We start from the raw sequence: 23,198 nt of genomic DNA on the forward strand, positions 1-23,198 counted from the left end.
CACGGCGCGGCCGCGGGCGCGCCGCCCGCCCCGATCGTGCACCGGCTGCTACGGGACGGGGACGGACCGGCGGTGCGGCTCCTCACCAGGCGAACGCGAGCGCCGCCGCGAACACGGCCCCGGCGAAGACCCAGCACAGGCCGATCGCGCCCGAGCGGCCCTCGTACAGGCGCGTCGCGCCCGAGATGGGGACCATCGCCATGGCGACGACCATGAACAGCACCAGCGCGGGCGCCCAGCGGAGCAGGAGTCCGCCGGTGCCGCCGACGTAGGCGCTGTGCGCGTCGGGGCCGGTGGAGCGCGCGGGCAGGTCGGTGCCGATGTCGGCGGCCGAGACCTCGCCGGTGAGCGCGAGGTCCTTCGACCAGCCGTCCGTCGCGAAGTGCCCGTTGCAGGAGGGCGCGAACCCGTCCTTGCAGGAGGTCACGGTCACGGTGCCCTGGTCGGCGTGGCCGATGCTGATCCACAGCGCGGGCGCGGCGGCCCACGCGAAGAACATGAGCAGGCACGCGCACACCAGGACGCCGAGGAGCGCGGGCCCGAGGCGCTTGGGCTCGCGGCGGCGCTGGGGGCGGCCGGGCTTGGCGGGGCGGCGCTTCTCGGTCTCGGCGGCGCGTTCCCACACGGCGCGGATCGCGGCCATGCCGTCGGCCTGGGAGCCGAGCGGGCTGCGCTGCGAGACGGGGCGGGGCGCCTCCTCGGCGGGGTCCCAGTCGACGGGCCCGATCGGGTCGGCGTGCTCGATCGCACCGTAGGCGGCCGGGACCTCGGGCACGGGGTGATCGGCGCCGGCGGACTGGGGCTGGTCGGCCGCGCGGTGTGTTCCAGACATACCGGCTATTGCATCACCGAATCCCCGAAGCCGGGCGCAATCGCGCAGGGATAGTGTGTCGGCCTCCACCGCGGCGACGCTCGCGAGCCGCGCCGAGAGTGCGCAGGTCGGGTGGTGACCGGCCGTGACCTGCCGGTGGACGCGGTCGGAGGGGGGCCGTCCAGAATCCGGGACGGATACCATGGGGCCCATGACTCACGTACTGACCGCGCTGGCCTGGCCTTACGCCAACGGCCCCCGGCACATCGGACATGTAGCGGGATTCGGGGTCCCCGCCGACGTCTTCGCCCGCTACATGCGCATGCGCGGTCACGACGTGCTCATGGTCTCCGGGACCGACGAGCACGGCACCCCGATCCTGGTGCAGGCCGACTCGGAGGGCCTCAAGCCCGCGGAGGCCGCCGCGAAGTACAACCGGATCATCGTCGAGGACCTGGACGCCCTGGGCCTCTCGTACGACCTGTTCACGCGCACCACGACCGGGAACCACTACAAGACCGTGCAGGAGCTGTTCTCCACGCTCTACGGCAACGGGTACATCATCCAGAAGCGCACGCTCGGCGCGATCAGCCCGTCCACGGGCCGCACGCTCCCCGACCGCTACATCGAGGGCACGTGCCCGCACTGCGGGTTCGACTCGGCGCGCGGCGACCAGTGCGACAACTGCGGGCGCCAGCTCGACCCGATCGACCTCATCGACCCGAAGTCGCGGATCAACGGCGAGACCCCGAAGTTCGTGGAGGAGGACCACTTCTTCCTCGACCTCCCGGCGTTCGCCGACGCGCTCAACGCGTGGCTCGACACGCGCACGGGCTGGCGCACGAACGTCGTGCGGTTCACCAAGAACCTCCTCGACGACCTCCAGCCGCGCCCGATCTCCCGCGACCTCGACTGGGGCGTGCCGATCCCGCTCGACGGTTGGGTCGAGCGCAAGGACAAGCGCCTGTACGTGTGGTTCGACGCGGTCATCGGATACCTGTCCGCGACAATCGAGTGGGCGCGCCGCTCCGGCGACCCCGAGGCGTGGAAGAAGTGGTGGCAGGACCCCGAGGCGGTCTCGTACTACTTCATGGGCAAGGACAACATCGTCTTCCACTCCGAGATCTGGCCCGCGATGCTCCTCGGCGCCAACGGCGAGGGCGACAAGGGCGGCGAACCGGGCGCGCTCGGGAAGCTGAACCTGCCGACCGAGGTCGTGTCCTCGGAGTTCCTGACCATGGAGGGCAAGCAGTTCTCGTCCTCGCGCCGCGTCGTCATCTACGTGCGGGACTTCCTGGAGCGGTACTCCCCCGACGCGCTGCGGTACTACATCTGCGCGGCCGGCCCGGAGAACCAGGACTCGGACTTCACGTGGGCGGAGTTCCTGCGCCGCAACAACGACGAGCTCGTCGCGGGCTGGGGCAACCTGGTGAACCGGTCGGTCGCCATGGCCGCCAAGAACTTCGGGTCAGTCCCCGAGCCCGGTGAGCTCGAAGAGATCGACCGGGAGCTGCTCGCGGCCACCGCCGCGTCCTTCGACACCGTCGGCGACCTGATCGGCCAGAACAAGGTCCGCGCCGCGATCGGCGAGGCCATGAAGACCGTCGCCGCGGCCAACAAGTACCTCGCCGACACCGCGCCTTGGAAGATGAAGGAGGACCCGAAGCGCCAGGGCACGGTCCTCTACACGGTCCTCCAGGCAGTCTCGGACCTGAAGACCCAGATGAGCCCGTTCCTGCCGCACTCCTCGCAGAAGGTCCACGAGCTCCTCGGCGGCACGGGCGTGTTCGCGCCGATGCCGCACATCGAGGAGGTCGCCGACCTGGACGAGGGCGGCGCGACCGACGGCCCGTACCCGATCCTCACCGGCGACTACGCCGACGTCCCGAAGTGGGAGTCGGTGCCGCTGGCGCCCGGGACGCCCCTGGACAAGCCGGTCCCGGTGTTCGCGAAGCTCGACCCGTCGATCGTCGACGAGGAGATCGAGCGGCTCAACTCCTAAGCAGCGCAGACGCAGCGGCCCCCGGCATCGCGCCGGGGGCCGCTGCGCGTTCGAGCCTTCGAGCCGGTTCCTGTTTCCTATGGGAAACAGGATCAGACCGCGGGGGCGAGTTCGGCGCGGCTGACCCACTTCTCGTAGACGCCGCGGCGCACCGCCTCCGCGCCGGTGCGCGAGAGCACGTCGGGGCTGGGGCGCGAGAGCCGGAACCGGGCCCACTCCTCGTCCGCGTCGACCAGCGACCCCGGGATGCCGTTCCAGACCGCGCGGGCGGTCTCGCGCAGCACGCGCCGCACCTGGTGGGCGCGGCCGGTCGCGACGCCCGGGATCGAGGCGACCGCGTGGACGGGCGTCCACTGCTGCCCGGCGTACCGGAACAGCTCCGCCTCCGTCCCGGACTCGTCGTAGCCCAGGAGCGAGGCCCCCTCGGGCAGCGGCAGGTCGGTGAGGTCCGCGGTGACGTGCTCGGGCAGCAGGTGCGCGGAGGAGATCGCGAAACCGGTGCCCAGGACGGGCGCGCCGCGCCGGTCCGAGGACGGCATCGCCGTCAGGCCCTCGTAGTCGGGGGCGACGGGCACCTGGTAGTCGGCGGGGTCGGCCACGGCCCAGCGCAGGGCGAACGCCCACGGCTCGCCGTGCTCGGACTCGCCGCCGAGGACCGCCCGGGACGCGGGCGTGCGCAGGTGCGCGGTGTCCCTGCGCCGGTAGCAGAACCCGCCCGGCACGGCCGCGGTCTCCATGAGCCGCACGATCTGCGCGGCCGTCACGGGCCGCTCCATGAGCTCGCCGACACCGAGGGGCGCGGAGCGGCGGACCCGGTCCAGGAGCACCCGCGCGGCGGGCTCCAGGTGCGGGGTCTGGGTCAGGCGGCGCACGTACGCGAGGTCGATCCCGGGCGCGAGCGGCACCGTGAGCGCGTGCTCGTCGGCCACGGTCACCGGCACGCCGTCGCGCAGGACCTCGCTGGCGTGGGCGAACGCCCGGTACGGGTACTCGCTCTCGGGGCGGGTGTTCGGGAGGAAGTCGGGGCGCGGGAGCGCCGAGAACAGCTCCCACGCGGCGCCGTCGGCGAAGGGGGCGCCGGGGAACCGCTCGCCCTGCCATTCGACGGTTGCGGTCTGGAGTTGCGGTTCGGCCGGGACGGCGGGGCGGCGTTGCTGGAGCGCTGCGGCGCGGTTGCGGCGGGACGCGAGGTCGCGGGTCATGTGCGGCTCGATTCGTCTGCGCTGGTGCGACGGCGGTGTCGCCTGGTATTCGTATTGGTCTATCCGCAGTCGGTGCACCGACTGCCCGCCAACGTAAGCGCGCGCTGTCAGGCGCGCATGTCCGCTGCATGAAGAAGGTGTTACGGACGGCACACCGCCCAGCTCGGCGCCGTTCCGTGGCATGGTTGTCCCGTGTACCGATCCGAGCCCGCGCCGCTCCCCGAGCCGCTGCCGTTCCCCGTCGCCGACAGCCACACCCACCTCGACCTGGTCGACGTGTTCGGGTCCGAGGAGGAGCGGCCGACGCCCGCGCCGGACGCGCCCGAGGTCCTCGCGCGCCTCGCCGAGGCCGAGGCCGTGGGGGTCGCGCGGGTCGTGCAGGTCGGCACCGACGTGGCGTCCTCCCGGTGGGCGGCCGAGGCCGCCGCGGACCCGCGGGTGCTCGCCGCGGCGGCGCTGCATCCGAACGAGGCGCCGCAGTTGGACGACCTCGACGGCGCCCTGAGTGAGATCGACGCGCTGGCGGCGCTGCCGCGGGTCGCGGCCCTCGGGGAGACCGGGCTCGACTACTTCCGCACCGACGAGTCCGGGCGGGCCGCGCAGCAGCGGTCGTTCCGGGCGCACATCGAGATCGCCAAGCGCCGCGGGAAGACCCTCGTCATCCACGACCGGGACGCCCACGAGGACGTCCTGTCGATCCTCGACGAGGAGGGCGCGCCCGACCGCGTGGTCCTGCACTGCTTCTCCGGGGACTTCGCGTTCGCGAAGGAGTGCGCGCGGCGCGGGTTCTTCATGAGCTTCGCGGGGAACGTGACGTTCAAGAACGCGCAGCACCTCCGCGACGCCGCGTCCGTGGCCCCCGCGGAGCTCGTGCTCGTGGAGACCGACGCGCCGTTCATGGCCCCGATCCCGGTGCGCGGGTACCGGAACCACCCGGCGCTCACGAACTACACGGCCCGGTTCCTCGCCGATTATCTGGAGCGGGACCTCGAAGCGTGGTGCGAGCGGCTGTGGCGCAACACCGAGGCCGCGTTCGGGCCCTGGTAGGGCCTACGACACGTCGATCTCGGCGGTGGCGGTCGCCGTGGTGCCCTCGGCGTCGGTGAGCGTGAACGTGACGAGCCACCGGCCCGCCTCGCCGAGGTTCACCTCGCCCGCGAGGATGCCGGTGCGCAGCTCGATGAGCCGGAGCTCCTGGGGCTCTTCGCCTTCGAGGCCGTAGACGGCCTCCCACTCGACGGCCGCGAACGCGACCCCTTCGAGGTCGTCGGCGAGGATGCGGACGCTGTTCGCGCCCGGCCGGCCTGGTTCGAGCACGACCTGCGCGGTGAACGCCTCGGTCGTCACCAGCGTCGCCGTCTCCGTGGACGCCGACTCCGAGGTCTCGGCGTTCAGGAGCGCGGTCTTCGCGGGGACGGCCTGCACGAGCACGGCCACGGCCCCGAGGACCACCGCGAGGAACACGGTCTCGACCCCGGCCATGACGCGCAGGCGGGCGCGGCCCTCGCGGCCGCGCAGCATCGCGCGCCTCGTGAAGAGCCCGATCGCGACGGTGACGATGAGGATGCCGGACTTGAGGAGCACGAGCTTCCCGTACTGGGTCTGCGTGAGCGCCTCGATCGAGTCGATGTGCAGCAGCGAGGACGCGATCCCGGCGACGATGAGGTTCGCGATGAACCACGGCACCAGCGCGAGCCAGGTCGCGGCGGTCCGGTCGGGGAGCTCGGTGTCCTTGCGCAGCGCCAGGATCAGCAGCGCGAACACGCCGCCGCCCCACGCGAGCGCGGTCGTCAGGTGGACCCAGTCGGCGATGAAGGCGACGACGACGGGCTCGGAGGCCATGGGGTGCCCGGCGAGCGGCCAGGTCGCGCCGAGGGCGAGGCCGACGGCGGCGAGGCCCATCGTCACGGGCCGTCTCGGCTCCTCCTCGGCGGTGACGACGTACCGCATGAGCGGCAGCGCGAGCAGCACCAGCAGGAGCCTGAGGAGCGCGGAGAGGCCGATGTTGGACTGCATGACCGACTGGAGCCCGGCGGCGTCGAGGTCGGAGACGCCGGTGCCGGTCTCGTAGGCCGCCTGGAGGGGCAGGCCGAGGACGGCGGTCATGGCGACGACGGCGAGGCCGAGGGCGACGAGCTTCGCGGCGGCCTCGCGGGGGCGGGCGCCGGAGACGAGGAGGATCCCCGCGCCGATCGCGAGTGCCAAGGCCGCGTAGCCGAACCAGCGGTTCCCGTACAGGAGCCCCTGGACGAGCGGGTCGGTCCCGGCGGCGGTGAGCGCTTCGGCGCTCGGCGCCTCGGACTCGGCGCCGACGGCGTACGTGAAGGTGCCGGAGACGGGGTGCCCGTCGTCGGAGACGACGCGGTATCCGACCAGGTAGGTGCCCTGCTGGTCGGCGTCCACCTTGATGGTGATCTCGGTGCCGTCCTCGCTGCGGACCACTTCGGTGTCTGCTCGGTCACCATCGGGAGCCACGACGCCGGTGCCCGCGTCTACGGGGGTGACTGGCTCGTTGAACTCGACGACGACTTCGCTCGGGGCCTCGTCCAGGACCGCCCCGGACACGGGGGTGGTCTTCGTGGCCGCGGCGTGCGCCGAAGCGCCCGAGGCCCACAGGACCCCGATGAGGACCGCCGCGAGCGACGACCAGGCGAAGCGGGCGGCGTGCCGCCGCGCGGCGGCCGCACCGTGCCAGGGGGTGCGGCGGGTCCGTGCGGGGGGACGTTGTCGGGTGGTCAGACGGTGGTGCATCGCCGCTGAGCGTACTCGAAACCGCTTCGTGAATCGAGTGTTGGACCTGAGAAAGGCTGAGCGAGGCACATGGGCAGTTCGGAGCGGAAGAGCGAGCGCAGGAAGGCCGCGGAGGCGCTGAAGAAGCAGCAGGCCGCGGAGGCCAGGCGGCGCAAGGTCCTCCTGTGGGTCTCGATGGGCGCCGCGGTGGTGCTCATCGGCGGGCTCCTGGGGTGGGGCATCTGGTACAACAGCCGCGGCGACGACTACGACGTGAACGAGCCGACCGCGGCGGTCTCCGACTCGTACGGGGTCACGCTCGGCTCCGGGCCGGTCGAGGTCGACCTGTTCATCGACTACATGTGCCCGGCGTGCAACCAGTTCGAGTCGGCGTACTCCGCGCAGCTCCAGTCGTGGCTCGACGACGGCTCGGTCACGGTCAACTACCACCCGATCACCATCCTCGACCGGCTCTCCTCCGGCACCGAGTACTCGACGCGCGCCGCGGCGGCCGCGGTCTGCGCCGCCGACGTCGGCGAGCAGCAGTTCCTCGACTACACGCTGGCGCTGTACGAGAACCAGCCCGCGGAGAACTCGACCGGCCTCTCAGATGACGAGCTGATAGCGATCGGCACCGACGACGTGGGCCTCGACGCGTCCTGGCAGACCTGCGTCGAGAACGGCACCTACAAGGGCTGGGTCCAGGACGGCACCGCGTGGGCCACCGGCGACGGCGGCGTCACCGGCACCCCCACCGCCAAGGTCAACGGCGAGGTCGTGGAGAACGCCTCCTTCGCCGACGACGTCCAGGCCGCGATCGACGCCGCCTGACACCGACGGGAACCGGAGGGGCGCAGCCGATCGGCTGCGCCCCTCCGGCGTCCACGCGGTTTCCGGGCAGGGGCGACGCCGGGCGCGGTCGATTCGAGCCACCCCCGGTTCGATGGTGCCCGGCGGGTACGACACCGGTCCGCGGGCGGGTCAGCCTCGCAGGGCGGCGAGGGCCGTCTCCAGGGAGAAGCCGAAGGGGAGCTCCAGGCGGTGGCGCTGCAGGAGTTCCGTGTCGGCGAGGAGGTCGGCGATCGGGGCGTCGGCGGCGACGCGGCCCGCGTCGAGGACGACGGCGCGGTCGCACAGCTGGAGCGCGTACGGCAGGTCGTGGGTGACCAGGAGCAGGGTCGGGGCGGTCCGGTGGAGGATCGCCGCGAGGTCCCTGCGGCTGGCCGGGTCGAGGTTCGCGGAAGGCTCGTCGCAGACCACGATGTCGGGGCGCATGGCGAGCACCCCGGCGAGGGCCGCGCGGCGCTGCTGGCCCACCGACAGGTGGTGCGGCGGGCGGTCGGCGAGGTCCGCGAGGTCGACCGCCTCCAGCGCGGCGGCGACCCGCTCGGCGAGCTCCTCGCCCCGCAGTCCGAGGTTCGCGGGGCCGAACCCGACGTCGTCCGCCACGGTCGGCATGAACAGCTGGTCGTCGGGACTCTGGAAGACGATGCCGACGCGGCGGCGGACCTCGGCCAGCGTCTTCTTCTCCACTCTGACACCGCCCACCGACACCTCCCCCTCGGTGGCGGTCAGGAGCCCCGCGAGGTGCAGCATGAGCGTGGTCTTCCCGGCCCCGTTCGGGCCGAGGATCGCGACCCGCTCCCCCTCCTCCACGACGAGGTCGACGCCGCCGAGGGCCCGGTGGCCGTCCGGGTAGGCGTGGCCGAGGCCGCGGATGTCCAAGGCGCTCATGCGTTCACCGCCGTCCACGCCGCGACCGCGGCGGCGACAGCGGGCGCGGTCATCGCGGCCGTCCACTGCAAGGCGCTCGCGGGCGCGGGCCCGACTTCGAGCGGGAGGCGGCCGGTGTAGCCGCGGGCGGCCATCGACTGCCAGACGCGTTCGCCGCGCTCGAAGGAGCGGATGAAGACGGTGCCGAGGCTGCGGGCGAGCGCCCCGGCCTGCCACAGGAACCGCGGGTCGTCGCAGCGGGCGAGCCGCGCCAGCCGCATCTGGGTCACCTCCGCCACCGTCAAGTGCGCGTAGCGGATCGCGAACGCGGTGATCTGGAGGAGGATCTCGGGGCAGCGCAGCCGCGAGAGCCCGGCGAGGACCCCGGCGACGGGCGTGGTCGCGGCGAGCAGCAGCGCGGCCCACACGCCGAGCGTGGCCTTCGCGAGGAGGTTCCATCCGGCCCACAGGCCCGGTTCGGAGACGGTGAGGAACCAGACGTGGACCGGCGGGCCCTCGACCATGAACGGGAACGCCAGCGCCAGCACCAGGAACGGCGACTCGACGAGGCTCCGGGTGAGCACCCACGTCACCGGTATCCGCGCGAGTGCGAAGAGCGCGGCGAGCACGAGTGCGTGGACGCCGAAGGCCCACACGGCTTCCCGCGGGGTCGCGGCGATGGCGCAGGTGAACGCCACCAGCGCGACGATCTTCACCTGGGGCCGGAGCCGGTGGAGCGGGGAGTCGCCGGGCCGGTGGAGGCCGTCGACGGCGTTCACGGGCGGCCCGGCGTGCGGGCGCTGGACGGTGCTCCAGTTGCGCGCGGGCGTGTACGCGCGCCTCCGCGTGCCTTCACGCGTGCTCTTCCGCGGGCGCCTCCGCGGGCTTCCTGCCGCGGGCGAGGAGCCAGAACAGGCCGGTGGCGACGCCGAGGGTGAGGAGGACGCCGAGGATGCCGGCGAGCGAGGCGCCGAGGACCTCGTTGTCGAGGAAGGACATGCCGTAGTCGGCGAAGGCGCCGCCGATCTCGTGGTCGCCCGCGGCCTGGAGGACGCAGGTGCCGCCGGTGATCTCGCCTTCGGTGGTCTCGCAGCCGGTGAGGAGCACCGATTCGAGGCCGTCGGGCGAGGCGGAGGCGAACAGGGACACGAACCCGGCGAGGACGAGGGTGACGATCGTGCCGGTGATGACGAGCTTCTTCATCATGCCTCCTTGACGGCCGGGGCGGGCTGGGCGAGCGGGGTGCCGCGGAGGGCGTGGACGAGGTCGGGGCGGGCGACCGCGACGGCGGTGACGGCGCCGGCGGTGATGACGCCTTCGCCGATGCCGACGAGCACGTGGGTGCCGAGGATCGCCCCGGCGATCGCACCGAAGGACTGGCCGACGGGTTCGCCGCCGATCCAGAACTGGAGCACGAACCCGGCGGAGGCGGCGACGACGCTGACGATGGACGCGGCGAAGACGGCGGCGCCGAGGCCCCAGCGGGTGCGCGGGAGGACCTTGAGCGCCAGGGCGATCACGCCGTAGGCGGTGAAGGTGGCGATGAGGGCCATGTTGGCGACGTTGAGGCCGAGGGCGGTGACGGCGCCGTCGGCGAACAGGAGCGCCTGGATGACGATGACGACGGTGACGCAGAGCGCGCCGAGCCAGGGGCCGAGGAGCGCGGCGGCGAGGGCGCCGCCGAGGAGGTGCCCGGAGACGCCCGCGGCGATCGGGAAGTTGAGCATCTGGGCGGCGAAGATGAACGCGGTGGCGAGTCCGGCGAGCGGGACGAGCCTGTCGTCGAGGCCGCGGCGGGCGGCGACGGTGCACCAGGCGACGGCGGTGGCGGCTATGAGTGCGGTGACGAGCGACGTGGGCCCGTCGATGACGTCGGTCGGGATGTGCAGCGCGAGGTCTTCCACGGGCGGCGCGCCTTTCGGTATGTGTCCGGGGGGATTTGTGGCGGCCGCCCTGCCGGCTGCAAGGCGCCCACGCTGGAATCAACAACCCAATTTGGGCTATTGCAATTATTTTGCAATAGCGGGGCCGTCCGCGTCAAGCCGGTCGCATATTTCGGGACGCCGGGCCGGGCGGCGCGGTCGGCCAGCGAGTGTCGAGCGTGCTCCCAGGCGATTGTCAGGGACGGAAGGTAGGGTTGCGACCTGTGAACGTACGACTTCAGCCCGGTGAGACGGCACCGGATTTCACGCTCGCCACGGACACCGGCGACACGATGACCCTGTCGAGCCTTCAGGGCCGCAAGGTGATCCTCTACGCGTACCCGCGGGCGATGACCCCCGGCTGCACGAAGGAGGCCTGCGACTTCCGCGACAGCCTCGCGAGCCTCCAGGCCGCGGGGTTCGCGGTCGTCGGGATCTCCCCTGACGAACCGGAGGAGCTCGCGAAGTTCGTCGAGCGCGACGGCCTCACCTTCCCCCTGCTCTCCGACCCCGAGCACAAGGTGCTTGAGGAGTACGGGGCGTGGGGCGAGAAGAAGAACTACGGCCGCACGATCACGGGCGTCATCCGCTCCACCTTCGTCATCGACGAGGCGGGCAAGATCGAGGCGGCCCAGTACAACGTGAAGGCCACGGGCCACGTCGCGCGCTTGAAGAAGCAGCTCGGCCTGGACGAGTAGCACGCCGCGGCCCCCTGGGGGCCGCGGCGTTCCGCGTCTCGTTACTCCGCCGCCGCGGTGCGCTCCAGGGCGTCCGCGGTGACCGTGCCGTCGTCGGCGGTCTCGCCGGTCACCGTGACGGTGTCGCCTTCGGCGAGGGAGCCGAGGTCGATGGTGTCGCTCGACGTGACCGCCGTGTCCTCGCCGGTCTCGACCGTGACCACGGTGCCGTCCTCGGTCTCGATGGTCACCGTGGTGCCGTCGACGCCCGTCACCGTGCCCGTCGTGGCCTGGCCGCCGAACCCGCCGGGCATCTCGCCGCCGCCGGGGAAGCTCCCGTCGCCCATGGCGCTCATGTCGGGGAACCCGCCCGCGTCGGTCTGCGCAGCCGTCTCCGTTGCGCCCCACTGCTGCTGGACGGCGATGCCGCCCGCGAAGCCGCCGGCCACGAGCACGGCCGCGGCGATCCACTTGGTGGCCTTGTTGGTCCAGGGCCGGCGCTTCGCGAGGGCCTGCTCCAGGTCGTCGGGCATCGGCTCGATCGCGGGCGGGTCGTCCTTGACCGCCTTCAGCATCACGGTGTCGCTCTTGCTCATGCGGGTCTCCTTACTCGTAGCGGAGGGCGTCGATGGGGCGCAGCTTCGCGGCGCGCGAGGCGGGGTAGCCGCCGAAGAACAGGCCGATGCCGACCGAGACCCCGAGGGCCAGGAGCACCGTGCCGGGGACGATCACCGTCTCGTACCCGGCGATCGTCATGGAGGACGCGAGGTACGCGAGGCCCACGCCGAGGCCGCCGCCGAGCAGGCTCAGGGCCGTGGCCTCGACGAGGAACTGGGTGAGGATCGCGCGGCGGGGCGCGCCGAGGGCCTTGCGGATGCCGATCTCGCGGGTCCGCTCGGTCACCGAGACCATCATGATGTTGGTGATCCCGATGCCGCCCACCAGCAGGCTGATCCCGGCGACCGCGCCGAGCAGCAGCGTGAACGTCTCGGCCGTGTCCGCCTGCGTCTCAAGGAGTTCGGCGGCGTTGGTGATCGAGTACGGCGCGGTCTCGTCGCCCGAGACGCGCATGAGCCCGTCGAGGACGGCCGAGGCCTCCGCCTCGGCGGCGTCCACGGTGTCGGACCCGGTGGACTGCACCAGGATCTGCGACAGCGCGCCGTACCCGGTGAGCGTGCGCTGCACCGCGGTCAGCGGGGCCACGACGAGGTCGTTGTTGTCGCCGAAGCCCGTCGAGGAGCTCTGCTCTTCGAGGACGCCGACCACGGTGTAGACGGCGCCGCCGAGGCTGACCTGCTCCCCCACCGGGTCGTCGCCGCCGAACAGCTCGTCGGCGACGGTGGACCCGACGACCGCGACGCGCGCTGCCGCCTCCACATCGGACTCGGTGATGCCGGTGCCCTCGGCCACCTCGAAGTTCGCGGCCTCCAGGTAGTCCTCGTCGGAGCCGACGACCGAGCCGACGTCGTACTCCGCGCCGTCCCACACGGCCGTCGCCGAAGTCGTGGCGACCGGGGAGACCGCGGCGACGTCCGGGGTCAGCTCGGACGCTTCCAGGCCCTCGGCGATCGACGCGGTCAGGTCGGTGAACCGCACCTGCGTCCCTTGGGAACCGGACGCGGTCACCGTGAGCGTGTTCGTGCCGAGCGCCTCGATGGACTCCTCGACCTCCTGCTGCGAGGCGGTGCCGACGCCGACGAGGAGGATCACCGAGGCGACGCCGATGAGCACGCCGAGCACGGTGAGCGAGGACCGGAGCTTGTTCGCGGCGACGCCGCGCAGCGCGAAGCGCAGGATCTCGGCGGCGCTCATCGCCTGCCCTCCAGAGGTTCCCGTTTGGTGTCGGCGACGACGTCGCCGTCCCGCAGGCGGATCACGCGGCCCGCGCGCTCGGCCACCTCGTCCTCGTGCGTGATGAGGATGATCGTGCGGCCCGAGGAGTGGAGCCGGTCGAACAGGTCGAGGATGTCCGCGGTGGACCGCGAGTCGAGGTTCCCGGTCGGCTCGTCCGCGAGGAGCAGCGACGGCGCGGTGACCAGGGCCCGCGCCACGGCGACGCGCTGCTGCTGGCCGCCGGAGAGCTGGTTCGGCTTGTGCCCGGCCCGGTCGGCGAGGCCGACCTGCGCGAGCGCGGCCGCCACGCGGGTGCGGCGGTCGTGCCGCGAGACCTTCGCATATGCAAGGGGCAGTTCGACGTTCGCGGCCGCGGTGGTCCGCGGGATGAGGTTGAACGCCTGGAACACGAACCCGATGCGCCTGCTGCGCACCAGGGACTGCGCGCCCTCGCCGAGCCCGGCGACGTCGACGCCGTCGAGCCGGTAGGACCCCGACGTCGGCTGGTCGAGCAGCCCGAGGATGTGCATCAGAGTGGACTTGCCGGAGCCGGAGGTCCCCATGATCGCCACGTACTCGCCCTGCTCGACGCTGAGGGACACGCCGCGCAGCGCGTGGACGGCGGTCTCGCCGTGGCCGTAGACCTTCGCGATCCGGTCGAGCGCGATGACGGTGCCCATCAGTTGCCCCCCGGGAAGCCGCCGCCACCGCCGCCGGGCATCTGCCCGCCGGTCCCTCCGGGCATCGTGCCGCCGCCGGGGAACTGCATCTCGCTGCTCCCGGAGTCGGCGTCCTCGGTGACGACGAGCGCGACCGTGTCGCCCTCGGCCAGGCCGGAGGCGATCTCCACTGAGGAGTCCCCTTCGAGTCCGATCTGGACCGTCGTCTCGGTCTGCGCGCCGTCGTCGCCGATCACCGTGACGGTGCCCGTGTCGCCGGAGACGTCAACGGCCGCAGAGGGAACGGTGAGCACGTCGGCGGCCTCCTCCACGGTGATCGCGACGGTGACGGTCTGCCCCAGGCGCACCTGCTCGGGGAGTTCGTCGAGCGTGAGCGTCACGTCGTAGGTCGCGACGCTGCCGCTGGAGCCCGCGGTCGGCGCGACCGCGGTCAGTTCCGCGTCCGAGGTCGCGTCGATCGCGTTCCAGGTGACCGTGCCGGTCTGGCCGACCGCGACGTCTGCGGCGTCGGCCTCGGCGACCGCGGCGGTGACCCGCAGGTCCCCCAGGTCGGCGATCTGCATGAAGCCCTCCGAGGAGGACGAGGAGGAGGACGTGTCGGTGGATTCGCCTGCGCCGCCGCCCGACCCGCCGGAGGACCCGGAGCTCGCGCCGACCGTGCCGTTCACGGCGATCACGGTCCCGGAGGCGGGCGCGGTGAGCACGGTCCCGTCGACCGCGTCCTGCGCTTCCTCTACGGCCGCTTCGGCCTCGTCCACCGCGTCCTCGGCGTTCTCGGTCTCGGCGTCCGTCTCGGCCCGGTCGAGGCTGTCCTCCGCGGCGTCGAGGTTCTCCTCGGCCAGTTCGAGGTCGCGCTGCGCGTCCGCGTCATCCACGGTCGCCAGCGTCTGTCCCTTCTCGACCACATCGCCGACGGCCGCCTCGATGGCGGTCACGGTCCCGGAGGTCGCGAACTCGGCGGTGGCGGTGGAGGCGGCGGTGACCGTCCCGTCGGCGGCGACGGTGCGCGTCACGGTGCCGGTGGTGGCGGTCGCGGTGGAGGCGACCGTGGCGGACCCGGCGTCCTCGGCGGTGGCGGCGTCGCCGCGCAGCAGCAGGTAGGACCCGCCCGCGCCGGCCGCGAGGACCAGCGCGAGCCCGCCGTTGACCAGCAGGGAAGGAGGTGGCTTTCGCATGGGGGAATGCTCGCGGCGCCGCCTCGGGGCCGAGACCCGGTCAGCTCAAAGCCGCCTCAGAAGAGCTGGGGGCTCCATGGGAGTGCCGCGCTAGGACTTCGGCAGGAGCACCCGGAACGTGGCGCCGCCGCCGGGCGTCTCCGACAGGCGCACGCACCCGCCGTGGCCGGTGACGATGGCCGCCACGATGGACAGGCCGAGCCCCGACCCGCCCTCGCCGCCGCGGACGCGGCCCTGGTCGGCACGGTAGAGCCGCTCGAACACGGCCTCGGCGTGCTCGGGGGCGACGCCCGGCCCGGTGTCGGCGACCTCCACGACGGCCGCGGGCAGGCCCGGCAGCTCGCCGACCTGCGCGAGGCAGCGCGGCCCGGGGCTGTGGCTCCAGCCGATGCGCACGGCGATGCGGGCGTTCCCGGGCGTGTAGCGCAGCGCGTTCGCGACGAGGTTGGTGAGGACCTGCCGCAGGCGCGGCTCGTCCCCGGTGATGTCGACGGCGTCGAGGAACTCCTCGGAGCCGCCCGTCAACGCCTCCAAGGCGATGAAGCGGCCGGGCGCGCGGATGTGGGCGTCCCCGACGACGTCGGCGGCGACGCCGAGGAGGTCCACGGGGCCGCGCTGGAGCGGCCGCTGCCGGTCGAGCGCGGCGAGGAGCATGAGGTCGTCCAGGAGGAGGCCCATGCGCTGCGACTCGGCCTCGATGCGGCCGATCGTGTCGTCCATGACCGGCCCGGGCGGGACCCCGCCGCGCCGGTACAGCTGCGCGAACCCCTTGATGGACGTCAGGGGCGTGCGCAGCTCGTGGGAGGCGTCGGCGAGGAACTGGCGCAGGCGCGCCTCGGACGCGGCGCTGTCGTCCAGGGCGGTCTGGACGCGCCCGAGCATCGTGTTCAGGGCCTGCCCGAGGCGCCCGGTCTCGGTGTGCGGGTCGGTGTCGGTGACGCGCTCGTCCATGCGGCCCTCCGCGATCGCGACGGCCGTGGCCTCCATGCGGTCGAGGGGGCGCAGGCCCAGTCGCGCGACCCAGAACGCGCTGACGGCGAGCACGAGGAGGATCGCGACGACCACGCCGCCGCCGATGAGCAGCAGCGACTCCGTTGCGGCGCCGATGTACTCCGAGGACAGCGCGAACACGACGTACCCGTCGGTGTCCTGGGCGTCCTCCACGAGGATCCGCCACGAGTTCCCGTCGGTGTCGTCCACAGTGGCCGTCTCACCGACGCGCGCGGCCAGGTCGCCGAGGCCGGTCAGCTCGGGGGCGTCGTCGCCGAGGGTGCGCTCCAGTTCCCCGTCGGCGCCGTAGATGTAGACGCGGGGGCTGTCGGGGAGCCCGGCCTGCGGGGACGGCGGGTCGAAGCCCCCGTTGCCGCCGAAGTCCTCGCCTGCGCGGGGGTTGTTCCCGCGGGTCATCTCGGCGGCGGTCGTGAGCTGGGAGTCGATGCGGTCGGTGAGGACGTTCTGGAGGAGCGCGGTCGCGACGAGGATCGCGGCGGCCAGCGCGAGCGTGCACAGCGTGACGATGGTGAACGCCATGCGGGAGCGGACGGTCCAGTGCCGCCAGCGCCGGGGGCGGATCATCTGCGGGGCTGCCTGAGGGCGTAGCCGAAGCCGCGGACGGTCTGGATCAGCGGGGGCTCCACGACGTCGATCTTCTTGCGCAGGTAGTAGACGTAGGACTCGACGATGCGGCCGTTGCCGCCGAAGTCGTAGTTCCACACGCGGTCGAGGATCTGCGACTTGGAGACCACTTTGCCCGCGTTGACCATGAGGTAGCGGAGGAGTTTGAACTCGGTGGGGGACAGCTCGATCGGGTTGCCGGCGCGGCGGACCTCGTGGACGGTCTCGTCCAGTTCGAGGTCGGCGTAGCGCAGGACGCGGTCCTCGGCGGGCGCGGGGGCCTTGGCGCGGCGCAGGATCGCCTGGATGCGGAGGACGACCTCTTCGAGGTCGAAGGGCTTGGTGACGTAGTCGTCGCCGCCGACGGTGAGGCCGGTGACGCGGTCGCGGACGGCGTCGCGGGCGGTGAGGAACAGGACGGGGAGGTCGCGTTCGGCGCGGAGGCGCTTGGCGACCTCGAAGCCGTTCATGTCGGGGAGCATGACGTCGAGGATGACGAGGTCGGGCTCGAATTTGGCGGCGGCGCGGAGCGCTTCGGCGGCGTCGCGGGCGACCTCGACCTCGAATCCGGTGAGGCGGAGGGTCGCCGACAGGAGCGCGGCGATGTTCTCCTCGTCGTCCACGACGAGGACGCGGTCCTTGCGTTCAGGCGCTTCGCTCACTCCAGGCTCCTTCGTTCCAGTGCCCTGAATGCCTATCGCCGCAGGCCGGGGCCTTGCTGGGAGAAGCCTCAAAGAAAGGTCAGAATCGGGTGGCGCCGGTCTATCCGAGTGCGACGGCGTCGCCTTCTTCGAGCCCGGAGGTGACGGCGACGCCGCCGTCGCCGCGCAGGCCGAGGGCGACCTCGCGGGTCTCGGTGGTGCCGTCGGGGTTGACGACTTCGGCGGTGGCGGTGTCGCCGTCGATGTCGCGGAGGGCGGCGGCGGGGACCCAGAGGGTGTCGGGGGCGCTGTCGAGGACGACGGTGACGGTGGCGCTGGAGCCCGCGAGGGCGTCGTCGGGGGCGTCGGCGAGGGTGATGGCGACGCCGTAGGTGACGAGGCCGTCGGTGTCGGTGCCGACGAGGTCGATGGTGGCGACCTGGGCGTCGACGGGTTCGTCGGCGAAGGTGACGGTGACGGCCTGGCCGGGGGCGAGCGCGGCGGCGTCGGCTTCGGCGAAGTCGGCGGTCACGGTGACGGTGGTGAGGTCGGCGAGTTCGATGAGGGCGGTCCCGGCGGAGAGGACGGTGCCGGTGCTCGCGGACACGGACATGACGGTGCCGTCGGCGGGGGCGGTGACGGCGGTGGCGTCGAGTGCGGCCTGGGCGTCTTCGAGGTCGGCTTCGGCCTGGTTGCGTCGCTGCTGCGCGGTGAGGATCGCGTCGGTGCCGCTGCCGGTGTCGCAGGTCTGCGTCTGGCCGCCCATGGAGGGCGTTTCCGTAGTGGTGGTCGTGGTGGTCTCGCACGTGTCCGCTTCGGCCGCATCGGCTTCGGCGTCGTCCAGGTCGTCCTCGGCTTCGTCGAGTGCGGCCTGGGCGTCGTCCACGGCTTCGGCCGCGTCGGCGTCGTCGATCCGGGCGAGCACGTCGCCTTCCGACACCTCGTCCCCCGCTGCCACGTTCACCTCGGTGATCTCGGCTTCGGTGTCGAACCCGAGGGACCAGGAGCGGGCGGCGGCGACGGTCCCGGACGCGGAGGCGGTGAGCTCGACGTCGCCGCGCTCGACCTCCACGGTGCTGGCGGCCTCGGCGGGCGCGGGGTCGCCGAGGAGGAGGTAGGCGGCGGTGCCGCCCGCGGCGAGGGCGAGTGCCGCGGCCGCGATCACCGTGGTCTTGACGCGAGGAGATCCCATGCGGTGAAGCGTCGGCCCGCCCGCTCGGGGCGCCCTCAACCGGACCTCAGAGGCGACTCAGAACCCGCCTGGGCCCCATGGCCTCGTCGATCTCCCGCAGCCGCCGCACGTCCTCGGCACTCCCCTGCCGCAGCACGCGCTCGCGCGCCCGCCGGTACGTGTCCAGCAGCGCGCCCTGCTCCTCCAGCGGCAGCATCCCCGACCGCTCCACGGCCACCGCCAGCGCGACGACCCGCTCCACCTCATCGACACCGTTCATGCCCCGAATCTCCGCGCCGCAGTCGTCCGGGCGGCGACGCGCAGGTGAACGGCGGCGCTCGGCGCGGCCTCAATCCTTGTCGAGGGCTTCGCCGATGGTCCTGGCGGCGTCGGGGAAGGCGCCGGGGTTGGGGCCGGAGTAGTTGAGGCGCAGGTAGGCGCCGGTGGGTTCGGCGGGGAACCATTCGTCGCCGGGGACGACGAGGACGCCGGCGGCCTCGCAGGCGCGGGCGAGCGCGGGGAGGTCGGTGCCGTCGGGGAGGCGGGCCCAGAGGTTCAGGCCCCCTTGGGGAACGGCTTCGAGGTGGACGTGCGGGGCGTGGTCGGCGAGGCTCGCGACCATGAGGTCGCGGCGGGCGGCGAGCTGGTGGCGCAGGCCCTTGAGGTGGGTGCGCCAGCCGGGCTGGGTGACGACGTCGGCGGCGACGGCCTGGAGGAGGCCGCTGACATACATGGACTCGGCCTGGGCGTCGGCGAGGATGCGGTCGCGGGAGGGGCCGCGGGCGATGACGGCGGCGACGCGGACGGCCGGGGAGACGCTCTTGGTGAGGGAGCGGACGTAGACGACGTGGCCGGTGTCGTCGCGGGAGGCGACGGGCCGCGGGTCGGCGCCGATGCCGAACTCGTGGGCCCAGTCGTCCTCGATGAGGAACGCGCCGCGGCTGCGGACGACGTCGAGGACGCGTTCGGCGAGCCCGTCGGTCCATTGGGCGCCGGTGGGGTTGGCGAAGTTCGGCTGGGCGTAGAACGCGCGGGCGCCGGTGCGCTCGAACGCCTGGTCGAGGAGGTCGGGGTCGGGCCCGTCGGGGCCGGTGGGGATGGGGACGAGGTCCACGTGCTCCCTTGCGGCGGCGACGATCGCGCCCCAGAACGTGGGCGACTCGACGAGCAGCGGCCTGCCGGGGCCGACGAGGACGCGGAACAGGGAGCTGAGGCCGGTCTGGCTGCCGGGGACGACGATGACGTCGCCGGGCGTCGGGGGCGCCACTCCGGCGGCCATGGTCTCGCCGAGTTCGGCGGCGAACCAGTGCTGGAGTTCGGGCATGCCCGCGGCGGGCGGGCGGCTCATGGCGGCGTCGCCGCGGGCGGCCCTGGTGAACGCGGCGCGCACGAGCCGTTCGGGGAGCAGTTCGCGGTCGGGGTACCCGGAGTGGAGCGCGATGACGTCGTTCGCGGCGGTCTTGAGCGCGGTGGGCACGCGCGGGACGCGGGCTGGCGGGGCGCCGAGTGCCGCTGTCTGCCAGCGGTAGTCGCTGGGCCTGGCGGTGCGGACGGCGCGCACGAACGTGCCGGCGCCGGGGCGGCGCTCCACGAGCCCTTCGGTGTCGAGGGCCCGCAGGGCCTGCTGGACGGTGACGGGGCTGGCGGCGAACTCGGCGACGAGTTCGCGGGTGGAGGGCAGCCGGGCGCCCGGGGCGGCGCCGGCGATGCGTTCGCGCAGTGCCGCGGCGATCTTCGCACTGCTATCGTTGACCATGAGAGACAACAGTAGCGCTACTGCCCTTGCGGCGCCACCGCTATCGCGTTCCCGGGCGGGCCTGTGGTGGGGGCTGCTCGGCGTCGTGGCGTTCTCGTTCACCCTGCCGCTCACGCGGATCGCCGTGGACGGCATGTCCGCGCTGTTCATCGGCGCGGGCCGCGCTGCCATCGCCGCGGTCCTCGCCGGGATCGCGCTCGCCGCGACCCGCCAGCGGCTCCCGACCTGGAGCCAGTGGCGCCGCCTCGCGCTCGTCGCCGCGGGCGTGGTCGCCGGGTTCGGGATGCTCACCTCGTTCGCACTGGAGCACACGTCGGCGAGCCACGGCGCGGTCGTCATCGCACTCCTGCCCGCCGCGACCGCGGCGATGACCGTGCTGCGCACGCGGGAGCACCCGCCGCGGCGCTTCTGGATCGCCGCCGGCGCCGGCGCCGTCGCGGCGGTCGCGTTCGCGGCCTTGGGGAACGGCGGCCTCGACTCGCTCGGCTGGCCGGACCTGCTCCTGTTCGCGGCGGTCGCCGCCGCCGCGGTGGGCTACACCGAAGGAGGCCTGCTCGCGCGGGAGCTCGGTGCGTGGCAGACGATCTCGTGGGCGCTCGTCCTCGGCGCCCCCGTCATGACCGCCGCGACGGCCTTCGCGGTGGCGGACCAGCCGCCCGCCGCGACCCCGGTCCAGTGGGGGGCGTTCGCGTACCTCTCGGCGGTGAGCATGTTCCTCGGCTTCTTCGCCTGGTACCGCGGCCTCGCCCTCGGCCCCATGGCCCAGGTCAGCCAGGTCCAGCTCGTCCAGCCGGTCATGACGATCGCCTGGTCCGCGCTCCTCCTCGGCGAGCCGCTGGGACTCCCCACCCTCCTCGGCGGCCTCGCCGTCGTCGCCTGCGCGGCCCTCGCCGTCAGATCCCGCCTCCCGCAATGAGGAACGGCCCCCGCCGGGAAGGCAGCGGGGGCCGTCGTCTCAGGTGCGCCTAGTCGTTTTCGAGCGCGTGCCAGACCGGCTCGGTGCTCAGGTCGAGCACCAGCGCGGTCACGTCGTCGGGCGCCACCTGGAGCGGGCCCTCGAACGCGCCCCACCAGGACCAGCTCGCAGAGCCGTCCGGGTAGAACGCGGCGGCCTCCACATAGGTCCCGTCGGTCGTGTACGCGACGACCGTGCCGTCGGCGAGCGTCTCGGACGCGCACTCGGTGTCGTCGGCGGAGCAGTGGAGCAGGTAGTGCCCGTCGTACTCCTCGCCGCCCGAGAGGTCCTGGATCCCGGGCGTGAGCCCGCCCGGCAGGTACACCGCGGTCTCGAACCCCTCCCCGGTCTCGCCCACCCAGAAGTCGGCCCGGAACTTGCGCTGCACGGGCGTCTCGTTCACGCCGTCGATGTAGTAGTTCTGGAGCCGCACGGCCTCCAGGCTGTTGTCGAACGTCCAGTCCGGGAACTGCGACGCCAGCGCGCCGTCCACGTCGGACTGGAACTCGGCGGTGTACTCGTCCCGGACGAAGTCCCAGGCCGCGGAGTACTCCCACCCCTCCTCCGGGATCTCCGTCCCCTGAGCGGAGGCGGCGGTCGCGGGAAGGAGCACCGCCGCGACCGCTGCCGCGGAGACGACGACGCGCTTGGCGGAGCTTGCGAGAACGGACATGAAGATCACCTTTCGGTCGAACCCAGACGTCACAGTCCATACGCCAGATAGGACCCGGAAGGTTGCACCCCCGGGTCCCCCGGTTCGCCGGCCCGAGGCCGAAGATGTGTGCGCGAGGGGGGACTTGAACCCCCACGTCCTAGGACACAGGAACCTAAATCCTGCGCGTCTGCCAGTTCCGCCACTCGCGCGAAGCGCGACGTGGCGGACCAGAGGTGCAGTCGCCACTCGCGCGGGCGCCGGCGGAGCCGGTGCCCTGTCATTTGAGCAGCAACTAGTGTGTCACACGCCTGTACGCTGCCGTAGGCTGGTCAGGATGACTCGACCTGACAAGCGCGCCGCCGATGAGCTGCGCCCCGTGAAGTTCACCCGCTCCTGGACCGATCACCCGGAAGGGTCGGTCCTGGTCGAATTCGGTCGCACTCGCGTGCTGTGCACGGCGTCGGTGACGCCGGGCGTGCCGCGGTGGCGGCGCGGTTCGGGCGAGGGGTGGGTGACCGCCGAGTACTCGATGCTGCCGCGCTCCACGCACTCGCGCTCCGACCGCGAGTCGATCCGCGGCAAGATCGGCGGACGCACCCATGAGATCTCCCGCCTGATCGGCCGCTCCCTGCGGGCCTGCGTCGATTTCAAGGCCCTCGGCGAGAACACGATCACCCTCGACTGCGACGTGCTCCAGGCCGACGGCGGCACCCGCACCGCCTCAATCACCGGCGCCTACGTGGCGCTGCACGACGCGGTGGACTGGCTCAAGGACCAGAAGCTCGCCCGCAAGCCCGACAAGATCCTGACGACCTCGGTGTCGGCGATCAGCGTCGGCGTCGTCAACGGCGTGCCCGTGCTCGACCTTCCCTACGAGGAGGACGTCGCCGCGTCGGTCGACATGAACGTCGTCTGCACCGGCGAGGGCGACTTCGTCGAGGTCCAGGGCACCGGCGAGGAGGCGGTCTTCAACCGCTCCGAACTGGACCAGCTGCTGGACCTGGCCCTCAAGGGCTGCAAGGAACTCGCCGGCCTCCAGGCCCGGACCCTGCTGAGCTCATGAGAGTGCTCCTGGCGACCCGCAACGCGGGCAAGGTGGACGAGCTGCGCCAGATCCTCGCCGAGGCCGCGCCGCACGTCGAACTCGTCGGCCTCGACGCCGTGGACGAGTACCCCGAGACCCCCGAGACCGAGCTGACCTTCGCGGGGAACGCCCTGCTGAAGGCCCGCGACGGCGTCAAGCACACCGGCCTGGCGACGATCGCCGACGACTCAGGGATCGCCGTGGACGCCCTCAACGGCATGCCCGGCGTGCTCTCCGCCCGCTGGGCCGGGAGCAAGAAGGACGACGCGGCGAACAACGCCCTGCTGCTCGACCAGCTCGCCGATGTCCCCGACGGGCTCCGCACCGGGCAGTTCGTCTGCGCCGCCGTGATCGTCTTCCCCGACGGGCGCGACATCGTCGTCCACGGCGAGATGCCCGGCCACGTGATCCGGGAGCCCCGGGGCGCCAACGGGTTCGGGTACGACCCGCTGTTCGTGCCCGACGGGTTCGACCTGACGAGCGCGGAGATCACCGCCGAGCAGAAGAACGCCATCTCGCACCGCGGGAAGGCGTTCCGCGAGCTCGCGACGAAGATCTGACCGAGACCTGAAATGAG

Annotated in this window: 24 protein-coding genes and 1 tRNA gene; 7 read left to right on the forward strand and 18 right to left on the reverse strand. The window is 72.7% G+C overall.

The features are described 5' to 3' along the window. Positions 1-82: 82 nt before the first annotated feature. Positions 83-832 carry a hypothetical protein gene (locus AB0A65_RS17385; RefSeq protein WP_359952280.1) on the reverse strand — a complete coding sequence of 250 codons (750 nt, stop codon included), beginning with the start codon at positions 830-832 and terminating at the stop codon, positions 83-85. 181 nt (positions 833-1,013) lie between these two features. Between AB0A65_RS17385 and metG the strand changes: the two genes are divergently transcribed. Continuing rightward, positions 1,014-2,813 carry a methionine--tRNA ligase gene (metG, locus tag AB0A65_RS17390; protein ID WP_359952281.1) on the forward strand — a complete coding sequence of 600 codons (1,800 nt, stop codon included), beginning with the start codon at positions 1,014-1,016 and terminating at the stop codon, positions 2,811-2,813. Positions 2,814-2,905: 92 nt separating this feature from the next. Here the strand turns inward: metG and AB0A65_RS17395 are convergent, their stop codons facing one another. Then, positions 2,906-4,015, reverse strand: a complete 1,110-nt coding sequence (locus tag AB0A65_RS17395; RefSeq protein ID WP_359952282.1) for a hypothetical protein — start codon at positions 4,013-4,015, stop codon at positions 2,906-2,908. A 192-nt stretch (positions 4,016-4,207) separates the two neighbouring features. Here AB0A65_RS17395 and AB0A65_RS17400 point away from each other — a divergent pair, with 192 nt between their 5' ends. Then, positions 4,208-5,062 carry a TatD family hydrolase gene (locus tag AB0A65_RS17400; RefSeq protein WP_359952283.1) on the forward strand — a complete coding sequence of 285 codons (855 nt, stop codon included), beginning with the start codon at positions 4,208-4,210 and terminating at the stop codon, positions 5,060-5,062. A 3-nt stretch (positions 5,063-5,065) separates the two neighbouring features. Here AB0A65_RS17400 and AB0A65_RS17405 read toward each other — a convergent pair whose 3' ends face one another. Further along, a complete protein-coding gene (locus AB0A65_RS17405) occupies positions 5,066-6,766 on the reverse strand; it encodes a copper resistance protein CopC (RefSeq protein WP_359952284.1) in 1,701 nt (566 codons plus the stop codon). Positions 6,767-6,835: 69 nt separating this feature from the next. On the opposite strand from AB0A65_RS17405, the gene AB0A65_RS17410 reads away from it, so the two are divergent. Next, positions 6,836-7,576: a thioredoxin domain-containing protein gene (locus AB0A65_RS17410; protein WP_359952285.1), complete on the forward strand. Its 741-nt coding sequence runs from the start codon at positions 6,836-6,838 to the stop codon at positions 7,574-7,576. Between the two features lie 150 nt (positions 7,577-7,726). On the opposite strand, the gene AB0A65_RS17415 is transcribed toward AB0A65_RS17410, so the two are convergent. The 4 genes from AB0A65_RS17415 to AB0A65_RS17430 all read right to left on the reverse strand — a co-directional run bounded on the left by AB0A65_RS17415 (position 7,727) and on the right by AB0A65_RS17430 (position 10,362). Further along, on the reverse strand, positions 7,727-8,479 hold the full coding sequence (locus AB0A65_RS17415; RefSeq protein ID WP_359952286.1) for an ABC transporter ATP-binding protein: 753 nt from the start codon (positions 8,477-8,479) through the stop codon (positions 7,727-7,729). After that, the gene (gene cbiQ / locus AB0A65_RS17420; protein ID WP_359952287.1) at positions 8,476-9,237 is read right to left on the reverse strand and encodes a cobalt ECF transporter T component CbiQ; all 762 of its coding nucleotides are present in this window, start codon (positions 9,235-9,237) and stop codon (positions 8,476-8,478) included. Before cbiQ ends, AB0A65_RS17415 begins: the two co-directional genes overlap by 4 nt. Positions 9,238-9,310: 73 nt before the next feature. Next, positions 9,311-9,664, reverse strand: coding sequence for a PDGLE domain-containing protein (locus tag AB0A65_RS17425; protein WP_359952288.1), 354 nt, complete (start codon positions 9,662-9,664; stop codon positions 9,311-9,313). Further along, a complete protein-coding gene (locus AB0A65_RS17430; RefSeq protein WP_359952289.1) occupies positions 9,661-10,362 on the reverse strand; it encodes an energy-coupling factor ABC transporter permease in 702 nt (233 codons plus the stop codon). Before AB0A65_RS17430 ends, AB0A65_RS17425 begins: the two co-directional genes overlap by 4 nt. A 242-nt stretch (positions 10,363-10,604) precedes the next feature. Between AB0A65_RS17430 and bcp the strand changes: the two genes are divergently transcribed. Further along, positions 10,605-11,078: a thioredoxin-dependent thiol peroxidase gene (gene bcp, locus AB0A65_RS17435; protein WP_359952290.1), complete on the forward strand. Its 474-nt coding sequence runs from the start codon at positions 10,605-10,607 to the stop codon at positions 11,076-11,078. A 41-nt stretch (positions 11,079-11,119) separates the two neighbouring features. Here the strand turns inward: bcp and AB0A65_RS17440 are convergent, their stop codons facing one another. The 9 genes from AB0A65_RS17440 to AB0A65_RS17480 form a co-directional block, all read right to left on the reverse strand. Then, on the reverse strand, positions 11,120-11,653 hold the full coding sequence (locus AB0A65_RS17440; RefSeq protein WP_359952291.1) for a hypothetical protein: 534 nt from the start codon (positions 11,651-11,653) through the stop codon (positions 11,120-11,122). Between the two features lie 10 nt (positions 11,654-11,663). Further along, positions 11,664-12,869 carry an ABC transporter permease gene (locus tag AB0A65_RS17445; protein ID WP_359952292.1) on the reverse strand — a complete coding sequence of 402 codons (1,206 nt, stop codon included), beginning with the start codon at positions 12,867-12,869 and terminating at the stop codon, positions 11,664-11,666. After that, on the reverse strand, positions 12,866-13,570 hold the full coding sequence (locus AB0A65_RS17450; protein WP_359952293.1) for an ABC transporter ATP-binding protein: 705 nt from the start codon (positions 13,568-13,570) through the stop codon (positions 12,866-12,868). Before AB0A65_RS17450 ends, AB0A65_RS17445 begins: the two co-directional genes overlap by 4 nt. Further along, positions 13,570-14,745, reverse strand: coding sequence for an HlyD family efflux transporter periplasmic adaptor subunit (locus AB0A65_RS17455; RefSeq protein WP_359952294.1), 1,176 nt, complete (start codon positions 14,743-14,745; stop codon positions 13,570-13,572). Before AB0A65_RS17455 ends, AB0A65_RS17450 begins: the two co-directional genes overlap by 1 nt. 90 nt (positions 14,746-14,835) lie before the next feature. Continuing rightward, positions 14,836-16,320 (reverse strand): HAMP domain-containing sensor histidine kinase, encoded by a 1,485-nt coding sequence (locus AB0A65_RS17460; protein ID WP_359952295.1) that lies wholly within the window; start codon positions 16,318-16,320, stop codon positions 14,836-14,838. Continuing rightward, positions 16,317-17,021, reverse strand: coding sequence for a response regulator transcription factor (locus AB0A65_RS17465; protein WP_359952297.1), 705 nt, complete (start codon positions 17,019-17,021; stop codon positions 16,317-16,319). Before AB0A65_RS17465 ends, AB0A65_RS17460 begins: the two co-directional genes overlap by 4 nt. Positions 17,022-17,121: 100 nt before the next feature. Beyond that, positions 17,122-18,192, reverse strand: a complete 1,071-nt coding sequence (locus tag AB0A65_RS17470) for an efflux RND transporter periplasmic adaptor subunit (RefSeq protein WP_359952299.1) — start codon at positions 18,190-18,192, stop codon at positions 17,122-17,124. Between the two features lie 46 nt (positions 18,193-18,238). After that, on the reverse strand, positions 18,239-18,451 hold the full coding sequence (locus AB0A65_RS17475; RefSeq protein WP_359952300.1) for a hypothetical protein: 213 nt from the start codon (positions 18,449-18,451) through the stop codon (positions 18,239-18,241). A 69-nt stretch (positions 18,452-18,520) separates the two neighbouring features. After that, positions 18,521-19,927, reverse strand: a complete 1,407-nt coding sequence (locus AB0A65_RS17480) for a PLP-dependent aminotransferase family protein (RefSeq protein ID WP_359952302.1) — start codon at positions 19,925-19,927, stop codon at positions 18,521-18,523. Between AB0A65_RS17480 and AB0A65_RS17485 the strand changes: the two genes are divergently transcribed. Continuing rightward, entirely contained in the window at positions 19,926-20,843 is a 918-nt protein-coding gene (locus AB0A65_RS17485) for a DMT family transporter (RefSeq protein ID WP_359952304.1), read from the forward strand. The genes AB0A65_RS17480 and AB0A65_RS17485 overlap by 2 nt on opposite strands. 49 nt (positions 20,844-20,892) lie before the next feature. On the opposite strand, the gene AB0A65_RS17490 is transcribed toward AB0A65_RS17485, so the two are convergent. Then, on the reverse strand, positions 20,893-21,555 hold the full coding sequence (locus tag AB0A65_RS17490) for a hypothetical protein (protein WP_359952305.1): 663 nt from the start codon (positions 21,553-21,555) through the stop codon (positions 20,893-20,895). Positions 21,556-21,664: 109 nt separating this feature from the next. Then, a tRNA-Leu gene (locus AB0A65_RS17495) sits at positions 21,665-21,746 on the reverse strand. A 125-nt stretch (positions 21,747-21,871) separates the two neighbouring features. Between AB0A65_RS17495 and rph the strand changes: the two genes are divergently transcribed. Both rph and rdgB read left to right on the forward strand, forming a co-directional pair. Then, on the forward strand, positions 21,872-22,600 hold the full coding sequence (rph, locus tag AB0A65_RS17500; protein ID WP_359952307.1) for a ribonuclease PH: 729 nt from the start codon (positions 21,872-21,874) through the stop codon (positions 22,598-22,600). Further along, positions 22,597-23,181 carry an RdgB/HAM1 family non-canonical purine NTP pyrophosphatase gene (gene rdgB / locus AB0A65_RS17505; RefSeq protein ID WP_359952309.1) on the forward strand — a complete coding sequence of 195 codons (585 nt, stop codon included), beginning with the start codon at positions 22,597-22,599 and terminating at the stop codon, positions 23,179-23,181. Before rph ends, rdgB begins: the two co-directional genes overlap by 4 nt. Positions 23,182-23,198: the final 17 nt, after the last annotated feature.

Source organism: Glycomyces sp. NPDC047010, assembly GCF_040644205.1.
Classification (GTDB): domain Bacteria; phylum Actinomycetota; class Actinomycetes; order Mycobacteriales; family Micromonosporaceae; genus Glycomyces.

Coding starts and splice junctions, on each gene's coding strand:
- AB0A65_RS17385 (WP_359952280.1), bottom strand. CDS start 832: ATGTCTGGAACACACCGCGCGGCCGACCAGCCCCAGTCCGCCGGCGCC.
- metG (WP_359952281.1), top strand. CDS start 1,014: ATGGGGCCCATGACTCACGTACTGACCGCGCTGGCCTGGCCTTACGCC.
- AB0A65_RS17395 (WP_359952282.1), bottom strand. CDS start 4,015: ATGACCCGCGACCTCGCGTCCCGCCGCAACCGCGCCGCAGCGCTCCAG.
- AB0A65_RS17405 (WP_359952284.1), bottom strand. CDS start 6,766: ATGCACCACCGTCTGACCACCCGACAACGTCCCCCCGCACGGACCCGC.
- AB0A65_RS17410 (WP_359952285.1), top strand. CDS start 6,836: ATGGGCAGTTCGGAGCGGAAGAGCGAGCGCAGGAAGGCCGCGGAGGCG.
- AB0A65_RS17415 (WP_359952286.1), bottom strand. CDS start 8,479: ATGAGCGCCTTGGACATCCGCGGCCTCGGCCACGCCTACCCGGACGGC.
- AB0A65_RS17425 (WP_359952288.1), bottom strand. CDS start 9,664: ATGATGAAGAAGCTCGTCATCACCGGCACGATCGTCACCCTCGTCCTC.
- AB0A65_RS17440 (WP_359952291.1), bottom strand. CDS start 11,653: ATGAGCAAGAGCGACACCGTGATGCTGAAGGCGGTCAAGGACGACCCG.
- AB0A65_RS17445 (WP_359952292.1), bottom strand. CDS start 12,869: ATGAGCGCCGCCGAGATCCTGCGCTTCGCGCTGCGCGGCGTCGCCGCG.
- AB0A65_RS17450 (WP_359952293.1), bottom strand. CDS start 13,570: ATGGGCACCGTCATCGCGCTCGACCGGATCGCGAAGGTCTACGGCCAC.
- AB0A65_RS17455 (WP_359952294.1), bottom strand. CDS start 14,745: ATGCGAAAGCCACCTCCTTCCCTGCTGGTCAACGGCGGGCTCGCGCTG.
- AB0A65_RS17460 (WP_359952295.1), bottom strand. CDS start 16,320: ATGATCCGCCCCCGGCGCTGGCGGCACTGGACCGTCCGCTCCCGCATG.
- AB0A65_RS17470 (WP_359952299.1), bottom strand. CDS start 18,192: ATGGGATCTCCTCGCGTCAAGACCACGGTGATCGCGGCCGCGGCACTC.
- AB0A65_RS17475 (WP_359952300.1), bottom strand. CDS start 18,451: ATGAACGGTGTCGATGAGGTGGAGCGGGTCGTCGCGCTGGCGGTGGCC.
- AB0A65_RS17485 (WP_359952304.1), top strand. CDS start 19,926: ATGAGAGACAACAGTAGCGCTACTGCCCTTGCGGCGCCACCGCTATCG.
- AB0A65_RS17480 (WP_359952302.1), bottom strand. CDS start 19,927: ATGGTCAACGATAGCAGTGCGAAGATCGCCGCGGCACTGCGCGAACGC.
- AB0A65_RS17490 (WP_359952305.1), bottom strand. CDS start 21,555: ATGTCCGTTCTCGCAAGCTCCGCCAAGCGCGTCGTCGTCTCCGCGGCA.
- rph (WP_359952307.1), top strand. CDS start 21,872: ATGACTCGACCTGACAAGCGCGCCGCCGATGAGCTGCGCCCCGTGAAG.
- rdgB (WP_359952309.1), top strand. CDS start 22,597: ATGAGAGTGCTCCTGGCGACCCGCAACGCGGGCAAGGTGGACGAGCTG.